The organism is Nonomuraea sp. NPDC049607 (genome assembly GCF_040675375.1).
Classification (GTDB): domain Bacteria; phylum Actinomycetota; class Actinomycetes; order Streptosporangiales; family Streptosporangiaceae; genus Nonomuraea.
In genome coordinates, this window is record NZ_JBFAOV010000006.1 from 381,461 (window position 1) to 392,779 (window position 11,319).

Below are 11,319 nucleotides of genomic sequence, written 5' to 3' on the forward strand. Positions count from 1 at the left end.
AGTGGCGTTGCCTCAGGTCAAAGAGGTCCGATGAGGAGCTGACCCACACCTCGTAACGGTGTGCCGTCAGGAGCGGAATCGTGTACGTAGGTCTTCTCCAACGCTCTCCCCGCCCGTCCGTACCGGCCTGAAGCGGGCAGCGGCCACCCCTCTCGGCGAGAGCGACCACCACCGTCGTTCATCGCAGCTGCTCAGCTTGGCAGCAACGGGCTGAGCAGCTTCTCTACACGGGAGCTGATGTCGTCACGGATGGCTCGGACGGCGTCGATGCCCCGTCCGGCCGGGTCGTCGAGCTTCCAGTCCTCATACCGCTTGCCGGGGAAGATCCGGCAGGCGTCGCCGCAGCCCATGGTGATGACCACGTTGGAGGCTTGGACCGCGTCGACGCCAACGAACTGGCCAAGACCTACCCCGGACTGGTTTCACGGCTCGAGCGGTACCCCTACCGGATCGCCTTCGCCGTCCTCGCGGTCGCCGCCGTCGGCACGGTGGCGCTTGTGTTGATCATAGGGTTACCACTGGGGTGTACCATCGGTACATGCCGCTGCCACGCTTCTACCGCCTGCCCGCTGACCGGCGGGAGTCGATCCTGCAGGTCGCCAGGGAACACTTCGCCCGGGACGGCGCCGACCGCGCCTCCTACAACAAGATCATCGCAGAGCTCGGGATCTCCAAAACGTCGGCCTACCAGTACTTCGACGGCAAGGAAGACCTGTTCGCGGGGGTGATCGAGGATGTGCACGCGCGGATATCCCAGGCGCTCGGGGACTGGCCGGACGCCGGCTCAGCCGAGCAGTTCTGGGAGCGGTTGCAGGCGGCCTCCGGCCGGCTGACCGCGCACGGGCTGGCCCATCCCGATGACCTGGCGCTGCTCGACGCGAGCACGGCCCAGGACCCCGCGCCCTGGCTGGCCCCCGTGCTCGACAACGGGCGAGCCCTCGGCGTGATCAGGTCCGACGTGGATCGCGAGCTCATGCTCGTCGCCACCGCCGCCGTCCTGCGCGCCGCCGACGTCTGGGCTGCCGCAAGGCTACGCCAGGGCTCCGCCGTACCGGATGTGATCTGGAGCCTGGTGCGAGGGATGTGGAGCAAGCCCGATGAGAGCTGAGATCGACTGGACCATCCCCGCCACGCCGCCGGGATGGAGGGGTGCGTTCGAGCGGTTCATGGGGCCGGGCAAGAGCCGGGCGGAGCAGCGGATGGAGATCGCCGGCTCGCTCGCGTGCATGGCGCTGCTCGGCTGGCACCTGCTCCTGGCGCCGATCCAGGGTGGCTGGCCGCAATGGCTCGTCACAGTGCTCATCGGGCTCGATCTCGTGGGCGGCGTGATGACCAACGCGACCAACGCGGCCAAGAGGTGGTACCACCACAAACCCTCGCGCGCGCGGCTCGGGTTCGTCGCCGCACACCTCGTCTACCTGGCGGCCATGGCGTTCGTGGTGCTGGACGCCGCATGGGGGTGGTTTCTGACCAATTCCGTCCTTCTGCTGGCGGGCGCTCTGCTCATCGAGATGGTCCGGCTGGAGGCCAAGCGGCCCGCTGCCATGGCCGCCTATATGGCCGCGGTGCTGGTCAACCTGACGGCCCTGCCGGTTCCGGAGACCCTAGACTGGTTCACCGTCTTCTTCTTCCTCAAGCTCCTGGTGTGCTATCTGGTGCCGGAGGCGCCCATGCGATCCGCGCCGGTCACTGCATCGGGATCAGCCGCAGCGCCTCCTCCTTGAGGGGGGCAGCCGGAATACGGCAGAAAGACACCGCGGGCTGAAGGCTGATCGTTAAGGTGGTCGTCGTCGTGTTGGTGACGGTCTCGGGGGTTGTGCGTGACCTCGATCGATCGGACCGCATATCCGCGGTTTGGGCGGGTGGTGTCGGCGCGTGAGCTGGCCGAGGTGTTCACGCCAACCGATGCAGAGGTGGAATGGGCGCGGGGCCGTACTCAGGATGAGCATCATCTGCTGGCGCTGGCGGTGTGGCTGAAGTCCTACCAGCGGCTGGGGTACTTCCCGAAGATCGCGGATGTCCCGCCAATCGTGGTCGCACACATCCGTGGGGCGCTGAAGCTGGCCGATGAGGTTGAGCTGCAGCGGGCCGCGCCTATGACGGCCAGCCGGCATCGCGTGTTCGTTCGTGATCGGTTGAAGGGAATGGCCTGGTGGGCGTGGCGAAGCCTTCGGCCGGGACGGTGTTGGATGTCGACGACCCGAACTGTGGCTTAAGGGTGGTCTGATTCAGCCGCCCGGACATGGCTCAGCTGCGCTCTGGCCTCTGCGAGTGCTTCTGCCTGCCGAGTCCAGTCCCCGCCGTCGAGGCTGAGCCCAACCATGTCGGCACCGGCCTCCGAGTAGGCGTGGAGGCGTTCCGCCACCTGCGCCGGGCTGCCAGTGACTGGTACGGCTTTCGCTTCCTCCGGCGCCATGCCGTGCACGTCCGCCAGCACCCGATAGACGCTGGCCAGTGACGGGTGCCGGCCCTTGTTCTTGCCCGCGGGGATGACCAGCTTGGCCGCGATCTCCGGCACCGGCACGCCCCGGGCGCGCAGGCTGCGGGCGTAGGCGGCCATGTCGTCGTCGAACACCCTGGGACGGCCGCCGTGGCGGCCGCGCTCGCGCGCCGAGGCCTGGCCCTCCAGCGACTTCTCCCGGATGTACTCGCGTTCGGACTCGGCCATCCCGGCGAAGAACGCGAACAGCGCGGCCCCGTGGCCCCTCGGGTCGTGCACCCCCTGCAGCGGGCCGGTCAGCAGCTCCAGGCCGATATCGGCCCGGCGCAGCTCGTCGGCGATGGTCAGCAGCTCGGCCGCGCCGCGGCCCAGGCGCTTCATCTCGTGCACCGTGAAAATCACCCGCTGGTGCGGGACGGCCGCCTTGATGGTGCGGGCGAAGTCCATCGCCTTGGTGAACTCCGGCCGCACCTTGATGCGGGTGCTGATCTTCTCCGAGAAGACCGGCTCGCAGCCCGCTGCCGCCAGGGCGTCGAGCTGGCTCTGCAGCTCCTGCTGTTCAGGGGAGCAGCGGGCGTAGCCGACCCGGGTTGGTCTGGCCCCGGCGTCTGCGAGGGCGGCCTCGCGTGCCGAGCTCGCGCTCCAGGCCCGGCCCGGACCGCGATCGACGGGCGTGCGCACCTCCAACTCGGCCCGTAGCTGGGGTGCCGGCATGAAGCGCGGCGTGTGGTACTTCGGTGCGACCTTCCCACCCCGGGTCCGGCAGGCGCTGCCCGCCGGTGCCTGGCACGTGGGACAGTCGAACGCCTCGACCGCGGCGGCCGGGTCGGCAAGATCGCTCATGTCGCAAAGCCTGTCGCGAACGCTGTTGTGAGAAAACGGTTTTGCGAGAGGTTGTGAGAACGGCGGCCAGGGACAAACCGGACAGCTCCGGGCGACGGGGCGAGGTCTGTCAGAACTCCTCATTTCTGAGAACACGAACAGTAGCCATAATTACTCAGAGTTACTTTGGGGCTGGTGGCGTGAACCCGAGCGGGGAGCCCGCCGCCATGCGCTACGTCAAACCCGGCGCCGAAGCCATCGCCAAGGTCACCGAGGTCCTGGCACCCCGTCGGCGTACCCACTGATCAACTGAGTGGCGGCTTGGCGGAGCTATAGGAGTTCCGGGCCGTATTCGATGGCGCCGCCCTTGGAGATGACGCGGGCGCGGCGGAACTCCAGGTCGAGGTCCTCGATGTTCAGGGTGAGGATTTCCTCGGCGCGGGCGGCCGTGTCGTACGGGAGCCTCCACAGCACCCGTTCGCGCAGGGCGTGCGCGGGGTCGGTGAACAGCTTGTCCAGCCGGGCGGCCGGGAGGGCGCGGTCGCCGCGGCGGGCGCTCTTGCGGCGTTCCAGGCGCCGGGCCGGGTTGGTGGCCAGCAGGTCCTGGCGCTGGGCCCAGGTGGTGAAGGAGACCAGCGCGGACAGGTGCCGGTTCCAGGTGGCGGCGGCCGCGGCCGTCATCGGCGTTGCGGGCGAGGGGCCGTCGGCCGGGGCCGGCGAGCCGGGGAAGGACACGACGGACACGAAAGTCCTCCAGGCAGGCGATGTGACACATGACGTAGCCGAGTCGCCGCGGTGGCGGCGAACGCCGAGCTGGGCGGACGCGGCCCGATGGCCGCCTATGTGACAGATAATGCAAGTTCTGTGTCACACCGCACGGGGGCGGGGTATCGCTTCGGCCTCCTGGCGCAGGATGACGATGGCCGACTGCCCCGGCCTGGATAGTGGCTCTGTGGGTTTGCTCCGTCCCCCTTATGGCGCGACTTCGGCAGCCAGTCGGCGAAGGTGCTCGGCGAGGCCGGCGGCGTCCTCGGGGCGCCATGATGCCGTGAGGCGGGCGAAGACTTCTTCCTGGAAGGCGTGCGCGCCGGTCAGGATGTCCGCTCCGGCGGGGGTGACCATCAGCGTCGCGCGGCGGGCGTCTTGTTCGGAGGCTTCGCGGGTGACGTAGCCGTGCTTGACGGCCTCGCTGATCATGCGGCTGGCACCGGAGCGGTCGAGGCCGAGTTCGTGGGCGACGTCGGTGACCGAGACCTCTCCGAGTCGCGCCGAGGCGGCGTCGATCGCCTCTAGGACGAGGATGTCCTGCACCTTGGCCATGTCGCCGGTGAGTTCGACGGCCGCGGCCGTCACCCAGCGGCGGGACCAGAAGCGGACCAGTCGAAAGAGGGCGGGGCCCGCTCCGGCGAGATGGGCTCGCGCCGGGTCCTCGACCTCGTGGCTGTGCTGTCTCTTGAGTTCGGGAAGCATGGACCCTCCAGATTTGCGTGCGTTTCGCAAGCATTCTAGCGTGTGCGATATGCACACATCTACTCCCCCCGTCGCCGCCGGGCCGCCACGGGCGACACCACTCGCCTTCGCCGCCCTGCTCATGGGCATGCTGATGGCCCAGCTCGACACGAATATCGTGGTCGCCGCGCTGCCTGCCATCTCGGCCGACCTGCAAGCTGGCGGAGCCATCGCCGCGATCACCGCCGTCTACCTGCTCGCCGTCACGGTCTCCACGCCCATCCACGGGAAACTGGGCGACCTGCTGGGCAGGCGAACCGTCTTCAACGGCACTCTCATAGCCTTCGCCGCAGGCTCACTGGCCTGCGCGCTGGCACCGTCCATGCCCGTCCTGATCGCGGCGAGGGCCATCCAGGGCATCGGCGGGGGCGGACTGGTGGTCACCGCGATCAGCGCCCTGGCGCAGATGTTCACCCGCGAGGAACTGGTTCGACGCCAGGGCCATCTCACCGGCGTCTTCGCGCTCTCCTCGCTGGCCGGACCCCCGCTGGGCGGTCTGCTGGCTGCCGGGCCCGGCTGGCGCTGGATTTTTCTGGTCAATCTCCCGCTGTGCGCTGCGGCAGCGGCGCTGTCGCAGCGCGGGCTGCCCGGCCGGCCGCAGGACCGTAACCGCAGCTCGTTCGACACGCGGGGCGCCGCCTTGATCACGGTGATCGGCGGCAGCGTGGTCACGCTCGGTTCCATGCAGTCGCTGGCCCGCAACCCGTGGGGCACGGCGGCCGTGCTCGCCGCCGTGGCCGTCTGCGCACTGCTCTTCGCCAAGACCGAGCGCCGCGCTGCCGAGCCCCTGATTCCACCCGCCCTGTTCGGCGATCGCGCGGTGGCTCGCAGCATCGCCTCAACAGGCCTGGCCGGCATCGCGCTGTTCGGCACGTTCGCCTTCATCCCGCTGGCCATCAAGGAGGGGACCGGCGCCGGCAGTGGCGAGACGGGGCTGCTCTTGCTAGCGCTGACCACTGGTCAGCTAGCGGCCACCACCATGTTCTCCATCCTGGCCCGCCGCTACCCGGCCCTGTGGCGCTGGGGCCGTATCGCGCTTGTCCTGGGGATCGCCGGCATGGCCGCTCTGGCCGTGCTCCCGGCCCTCCACGACGCGCCGCGCCTGGTCAGCATCCCGCTGGCGATCGCGGGCATGGCGCTGGCCGGCAGCGCCCTGGGCCTGTCCATGCAGGCCTACACTTTGATCGCCCAGGGACGCGCCCAGCCGCACCAGATCGGCTCTACCATGGGCGCCCTCACCTTCGCCCGGCAGCTCGGTGGCTCGCTCGGCGCTGCCGTCTTCGGCTGGCTCCTGCTCACCGCATCCGGCACCCGAACCGGCGTGATCATCGCCCTCGCCGCAGCCGCGATATGCCTGGCCGCTGCCCTGGCCGCCGCACCCCGCGCCAAGGACGACTCGGCCACCCGTGCCTGAGCAGCACACGGCCGCGCGCTCTCACCCGAGCACGGCAACCGGGAAGCCGGACACCTTCAGGAGAACGTGCGCCAGGCGACTCGCTTTATCGCCCCCACGCGTCATTGAACTGCACCGTTGCTTTTGAGGACATGGTGACGGCCCGTGCCGTGCGTAGGCCGTCACCGCCTACACCTGCTTGTGGTGCGGACCAGGGACGCTCAGGGGGTCAGCCCCAGCTCGCGCAACTGAGCGGGCCGCGCAGCATCGCCGGCGGCAAGCACCGCGCGGCCGGCCTGGTCGAGATCCTGGCCGCCCGACTGCGCGAGCACGGCCAGGCCGTCGACGTCCACCACCGCCACGCGCACCTGCCCCGTGTGCTCACGAAGTAGGGCGTCCGGGACCGTCCCAACCGGCCCCGGAACCCTCCAGCATCCACCCCCAGCACTTCGAGGTGTTCTTGGCGGGGATCAAGATCTCGCAGATCCAACCGGGCGACTCTCTGGCCGCGAACGCCCTCGGACGTCGTGCTCGGCCGAAGCGCTTGACCTCAAGCGTGGTTGAGGTCGCAAACTGATCCCATGATTTTCACGGGCGGAGAGCGCGCGTACCTGTCAAACCAAGGACTCGGCCGCCTGGCGACCCTCGCCCCAGACAGGTCCCCCCAGATTCAGCCGGTCGCGATCTGGTTCGACCCCGAGAACGAGACCGTCCGGATCGGCGGCCCGGAGCTGACCAAGAGCCGCAAGTACAAGAATGTCCTGGCCGATCCCCGGGTCTCCCTCGTCATCGACGACCAGTCAGCGACGCCCAACGCCATCGGTCAGACCGGCCGCGGCATCGAACTGCGCGGCCACGCTGAGATCCTCTTCCTGGACCCGCCGCTCCACCCGGCATTCGACCACGAGACCCTGTGCATCCGACCGCACCGTGTGATCGCTTGGAACCTGGAGCCGATCAGCGAACCATCCTTCGAAAGCGGCTCCCACCTTCAGGGCTACAACTCCCGCAACATCTGACCACCCGATCTACTTTGGGCCTGGGCACATGCTGGGGAGCGGGACGCCTCAGCACAGAGAGATCCCCCGGCCCCCTTGAACAGCGAGGGGGCCGGGGAACTCTCTCCGTGCGTAGCTCTCCCGCCAGGGGTTTCCCGGCTTTCCCGACAGGTCCACGCGCGCGTACGCGAGGGATTTCTGGACTTTCCGGCCCGGCCCTACGGGCCCTCCGCTCCCAAACGTGTCCCCAGTCGCCATCTGGGCCAGCGCCCCGACAGAACCTGGGTTCTGCCCGGTGTCTCCTGAACGGCGCAACCGCAGGTCAGCGCGATGAGATGGTGTGGCCCGCCAATCCGGTCCCGGTAAACGAGCCGCCGGACCATGCCGAAACCCGGCCTCGGAACAGGCGGGTCAGAGCGGAAAGCCAAGGTCCCTGACCTGCGGCGGCCGATCTACCTTGGGGCTGAGGACACGCTCGGGAGCAGGACGCCTACTCCTGGAGTCTCATGAGCTGCCACTGCGCGAACGAGCTGACCTCCTCGTCACCCACCCTGGCGGCGAGACGCAGCAGCGCCGCGTCGTCCTCGGCCATGCGCGTCGCGATCGCCGCGGCGAACAGGCGGGCCATCGGGTCGTCGCCCTCCAGCGCGGCGACGACCTCGCCCGGGTCGGGATCCTCGGTGTCGGACGCGATCAGCCCGGCCGTGAGCCGCCCGACCTCGGGGTCGGCCAGCCGGGACAGCCCCGCCATGAGCTGTTCGGTCGAGGCCGCCGCCAGGAAGTTCAGGAGCTTCCAGCGGATGGAGGTGTCGGAGGCCCGGCTCAGGGTGAGGGTCTGGGCGATGAGGTCGGCGTGCCGCTCGTCCGCGGCCAGCAGCACGAACTCCACGGCGTGGAAACACACCTGGTGCCGCGGGTGGGCCAGCAGGCGGGGGACCTCGTCCAGCAGCGGCGCGGCCTGCTCGCCCAGCTCCGACAGCAGCCAGGCCCCGGTCTGCACGGCGTCGTCGTCGCCGCTGCGCAGCAGGATGCGCAGGTTCTCGACGGGATAGCCGCCGAACAGCTCGTCGAGCAGGTCGTTGGCGGCCTGGCCGAGAGCCTCGTCGTCGATGGGGCGGGCGAGGATGCGCGCCATCAGGGCGTCGCCCGTCTGTGTCTGCATCTCGCGTTATTTCCCCTCGTTGGCCTTGCGCTCAAGGTCGTTCAGGAGCTTCTGCTCGTTCTCCAGCCGGGCGGCGTGGCCGGGGTCCCGGCCGAGCCGGGCCTCGTTCATCTTCCGCGTCAGGATGCTGTCCTTGACCTCCGCCGCAGCCTGCCTGGCCTGCTCCGGTGTCATCTTGCTGACGTCGCTGCTGTCGGGCAACCTGCCGTGCATGCGCTGCGCGGCCGAGTCGTAGCTCGCCGAGGCGTTCGGGTCGTAGCCGCCGCCCTTCCCGCCCTTGTTGCCACCGCCGCCGCCGCGTCTGCGCCGGATCTGGAGCATGCCGTCGCGGGCGTGCGGCCGCCTCTCCATCTCCTTCATGATGCGGCGCATCTTCTCGGTCACCCGGCCGCTCAGCACCGGGGCCAGCCCCCTGGCGGTGCCCTCGGCGCCTTCGATCGCCACCTTGCCCACGGCGTGGCGGGTCATCTGCATGCGTGCCAGGGCGAGCATGCCGCCCGCCGCGCCGCCGAACAGCAACGCCTGGGTGGCGACGGTCAGTCCGTAGGCGGCCTGCGTGCCCACGGCCAGCTTGACCGCGCTGACCACGTTCGCGGTGCCGTCGAGGACGGCCGGAGCGACCTTCGCCGCGGAGGCGGCCTGGGAGATGTGGCCGCCGCCGTCGCCGACCTGGTTCCAGTGGCTCGCCAGGTGTGTGGCCGAGTCGCCCTGGTAGACCTGTTGCGCGCTGCGCATCGTCTCGCCGGCCGCCGCCCCCTGGCTGTCCGACGCGGCGATGACGACGCGCCAGTCGTCGGCCTCAAGGCGCCACTCGTCCTCGTTGTCGTTCGGCCAGGGGAAACCGATGAGGTTGAGGAAGCCCGCCACCTGCGGGTCGAGAGTCACCGCCATGCAGGGCTCTCGAGGCTCTCGATGGTGGCGCTCTCCGCCGCCTGGGTGTTCCTCGACACCGTACGCAGTCCTTCGCCCGTCTCGGCGATCTGCCCGCCGATCCCCGTCAGCGCGTCGAGCGAGGTCTGCAGGCATTCGTTGTAGGAGGCGATGATGGTGGCGAACAGCCCGTCGCCGCCGAAGGTGCGGGCGCCGCTCCCCCGCTGCCGCAGCCGCATGACCGCGGCGTCGTAGTTCGCCCCATGACCGGTGACGTACGTGCCGTCCCGTCCCAGCGCCCCCGTGGCGATCTCAAATCCCGTCATGTCCAGAAAGCATATCCAGTCAATTCCGTCACAGACGTTTACCTCTACACTGAACGTTCACTCGATTGGCTGTCGGAGGTCGACATGCGTTCACCAGCGCCGGAGGACGACGCCGAGTACCTGCACCAGTACGTCGCCCAGAGCCGCCGCGCCATCCAGGCGCTGCACGACGCCCGCGCGTCCATCGATCAGGTGGAGGGCCGCGCGGAGAGCGACGACGGCCTGGTCGAGGCGTCCGCCGACGGCCACGGCGTCCCCACCCGCCTGCGCATCGACCCGCGGGCGCTGCGGCTCGACGAGGCCGCGCTCGGCAGGAAGACCGCCGAGGTACTGCGGGCCGCGCAGGACGACGCCGCGCGGCAGGCGCGGCAGATCGCCGACGGGGTGCGGGACACCACCGCCGCCGTGCCGGCGCCTCTGGACGAGACCTTCGTACGTGCGCGGGTCGAGCAGGCAATCAACGACCTTTACTAGGAGGCCGAGCGTGTTCGGGCCGGAGATCGACCCCGCCAACATCAGCGAACGCGAGCTGGACGAGGCCGCCCGACGAGGCGAGCGCATGCTGGCCTGGCTGGAGTCGGCGCAGGAGGAGTTGCGGGCCGTCATCGGCACCGGCGAGGGGCCGTCGGGCCATGTACGGGTGACCGTCGACGCGGACGGACGCGTCCTCGACGTGCGCTACGACCAGCGCGCCCTGCGGCTGGGCGGCCACGACCTGGCCGAGGAGACGCTCGCGGCGGTACGGGCGGCGGCCGCCGACGGCCGGCGGCGCACCCACGACCTCATGCGCGAGGCCGTCCCCGGCTACGACCCGGACCGGACGCAGGCCGAGCTGGAACGGCTGCTCGGCAGCGAGTAGGCGTGAACAGCCGGTCCTGAGCGCGGCGGAGCAGGCCAGGGTGCGGGGGCGGCCGCGACCCGACTGTCCTCCCGGCGCAGAGCGAACGCCGGGATCCCGTCGACTCCGGTCCGGCCGTCTCGGCGCGAAGCCGGAGTGCTCGGCGGACGGTCCCGGCTTCCACCGCACCCTGCGGGCGGCGACCGGCACGAGCCCGATGACGTGGCTGCCGCACCGCGCCTTCCCCTGCCTTCCACGGAACCGGCACCGCCGGCACCTCACCCCGAACTGCCCACGCTCACCTGAGCCTGCGCCAGTCCGGACGGGTCAGCGGGTGAGGGTGATCTCCGCCAGTTCGCGGAGGTCTCGTCGGCGGCCGTCGAGGGTCTCCTCGGCGAACGCGGTCTCGCCGAGGTGTTCGCGTGTCTCCTCGGCGATGCGGGCGGCGTCCGGCAGGGAGCGGTCCGGGGTGCCGCGTACGGCGTCGCTCGCCGCGATCAGCCGCGCGGCCTGCTCGTACCGGCCTTCACGCAGCGCGACGTCGGCGATCCCGACCAGCGACTCGGCGATCGTGGGCGGGTACATGTTCTCCATCGCCGCCTCGAACGCCTGCCGCCGGTACGCGCGGGCCTGCTCGACGTCGTCGGTGAGGTAGCCGTACAGGTCCATGATCTTGGCGCGTACCGAGCTGACCATCTCCGTGCGCCCCAGCAGCTCCTGCACCGAGGCCAGGTGCTCGCGCACCTTGTCCGGCTCGCCGCGCCAGTGGGCGAGCTGCGCCTGCTTGAGCGCCAGCTCGGCCAGGGAGTCCGGCCAGACGATCCCGTCGGCGTGCCGCTGCGCCACCGGCCATGGCCGGGGGCAGCCCCCCGCGGCGCCGAGCAGCCCGTTGTGCTGGGGCGGGCCCCCCCCCACCCCCACCACGGCCACCGTGGCGCCCACCACGGGCAGCCCCCCGGCG

General features: G+C 70.2%; 14 protein-coding genes and 2 pseudogenes. 7 read left to right on the forward strand and 9 right to left on the reverse strand.

The features are described from left to right. Positions 1-191: 191 nt before the first annotated feature. A pseudogene (locus AB0J97_RS15745) lies at positions 192-383 on the reverse strand (heat-shock protein HtpX); the annotation flags it as partial. Positions 384-538: 155 nt separating this feature from the next. Between AB0J97_RS15745 and AB0J97_RS15750 the strand changes: the two are divergent. From AB0J97_RS15750 to AB0J97_RS15760, 3 genes are all read left to right on the forward strand, one after another. Then, the gene (locus tag AB0J97_RS15750) at positions 539-1,108 is read left to right on the forward strand and encodes a TetR/AcrR family transcriptional regulator (RefSeq protein WP_364088742.1); all 570 of its coding nucleotides are present in this window, start codon (positions 539-541) and stop codon (positions 1,106-1,108) included. Beyond that, positions 1,098-1,724 carry a hypothetical protein gene (locus AB0J97_RS15755; RefSeq protein ID WP_364088745.1) on the forward strand — a complete coding sequence of 209 codons (627 nt, stop codon included), beginning with the start codon at positions 1,098-1,100 and terminating at the stop codon, positions 1,722-1,724. Before AB0J97_RS15750 ends, AB0J97_RS15755 begins: the two co-directional genes overlap by 11 nt. A gap of 96 nt (positions 1,725-1,820) precedes the next feature. Beyond that, on the forward strand, positions 1,821-2,216 hold the full coding sequence (locus AB0J97_RS15760; protein ID WP_364088748.1) for a DUF4158 domain-containing protein: 396 nt from the start codon (positions 1,821-1,823) through the stop codon (positions 2,214-2,216). Here AB0J97_RS15760 and AB0J97_RS15765 read toward each other — a convergent pair. The 3 genes from AB0J97_RS15765 to AB0J97_RS15775 form a co-directional block, all read right to left on the reverse strand. Next, positions 2,213-3,283, reverse strand: a complete 1,071-nt coding sequence (locus AB0J97_RS15765; protein WP_364088751.1) for a recombinase family protein — start codon at positions 3,281-3,283, stop codon at positions 2,213-2,215. The two genes, AB0J97_RS15760 and AB0J97_RS15765, sit on opposite strands and share 4 nt — an antisense overlap. A gap of 309 nt (positions 3,284-3,592) precedes the next feature. Continuing rightward, entirely contained in the window at positions 3,593-4,006 is a 414-nt protein-coding gene (locus tag AB0J97_RS15770; RefSeq protein WP_364088754.1) for a hypothetical protein, read from the reverse strand. A gap of 228 nt (positions 4,007-4,234) precedes the next feature. Then, the gene (locus AB0J97_RS15775; protein WP_364088757.1) at positions 4,235-4,732 is read right to left on the reverse strand and encodes a MarR family winged helix-turn-helix transcriptional regulator; all 498 of its coding nucleotides are present in this window, start codon (positions 4,730-4,732) and stop codon (positions 4,235-4,237) included. Between the two features lie 49 nt (positions 4,733-4,781). Here AB0J97_RS15775 and AB0J97_RS15780 point away from each other — a divergent pair, with 49 nt between their 5' ends. After that, on the forward strand, positions 4,782-6,185 hold the full coding sequence (locus AB0J97_RS15780) for an MFS transporter (protein ID WP_364088760.1): 1,404 nt from the start codon (positions 4,782-4,784) through the stop codon (positions 6,183-6,185). Positions 6,186-6,385: 200 nt separating this feature from the next. On the opposite strand, the gene AB0J97_RS15785 is transcribed toward AB0J97_RS15780, so the two are convergent. After that, entirely contained in the window at positions 6,386-6,526 is a 141-nt protein-coding gene (locus tag AB0J97_RS15785; protein ID WP_364088762.1) for a hypothetical protein, read from the reverse strand. 219 nt (positions 6,527-6,745) lie between these two features. Here AB0J97_RS15785 and AB0J97_RS15790 point away from each other — a divergent pair, with 219 nt between their 5' ends. After that, positions 6,746-7,183 (forward strand): PPOX class F420-dependent oxidoreductase, encoded by a 438-nt coding sequence (locus tag AB0J97_RS15790; RefSeq protein WP_364088765.1) that lies wholly within the window; start codon positions 6,746-6,748, stop codon positions 7,181-7,183. Positions 7,184-7,652: 469 nt separating this feature from the next. On the opposite strand, the gene AB0J97_RS15795 is transcribed toward AB0J97_RS15790, so the two are convergent. The 3 genes from AB0J97_RS15795 to AB0J97_RS15805 are packed head-to-tail and all read right to left on the reverse strand — an operon-like array spanning position 7,653 to position 9,520. Beyond that, a complete protein-coding gene (locus AB0J97_RS15795) occupies positions 7,653-8,324 on the reverse strand; it encodes a hypothetical protein (RefSeq protein ID WP_364088768.1) in 672 nt (223 codons plus the stop codon). A gap of 6 nt (positions 8,325-8,330) precedes the next feature. Continuing rightward, entirely contained in the window at positions 8,331-9,215 is an 885-nt protein-coding gene (locus tag AB0J97_RS15800; RefSeq protein ID WP_364088771.1) for a hypothetical protein, read from the reverse strand. Further along, positions 9,206-9,520: a hypothetical protein gene (locus AB0J97_RS15805; RefSeq protein ID WP_357699622.1), complete on the reverse strand. Its 315-nt coding sequence runs from the start codon at positions 9,518-9,520 to the stop codon at positions 9,206-9,208. The genes AB0J97_RS15800 and AB0J97_RS15805 overlap by 10 nt, the downstream gene beginning before the upstream one ends. A gap of 84 nt (positions 9,521-9,604) precedes the next feature. On the opposite strand from AB0J97_RS15805, the gene AB0J97_RS15810 reads away from it, so the two are divergent. Next, on the forward strand, positions 9,605-9,994 hold the full coding sequence (locus AB0J97_RS15810; protein WP_364088775.1) for a YbaB/EbfC family nucleoid-associated protein: 390 nt from the start codon (positions 9,605-9,607) through the stop codon (positions 9,992-9,994). 10 nt (positions 9,995-10,004) lie between these two features. Further along, positions 10,005-10,379, forward strand: a complete 375-nt coding sequence (locus AB0J97_RS15815) for a YbaB/EbfC family nucleoid-associated protein (RefSeq protein ID WP_364088778.1) — start codon at positions 10,005-10,007, stop codon at positions 10,377-10,379. A 306-nt stretch (positions 10,380-10,685) separates the two neighbouring features. Here AB0J97_RS15815 and AB0J97_RS15820 read toward each other — a convergent pair. After that, positions 10,686-11,319, reverse strand: a pseudogene (locus AB0J97_RS15820) (AfsR/SARP family transcriptional regulator); the annotation flags it as partial.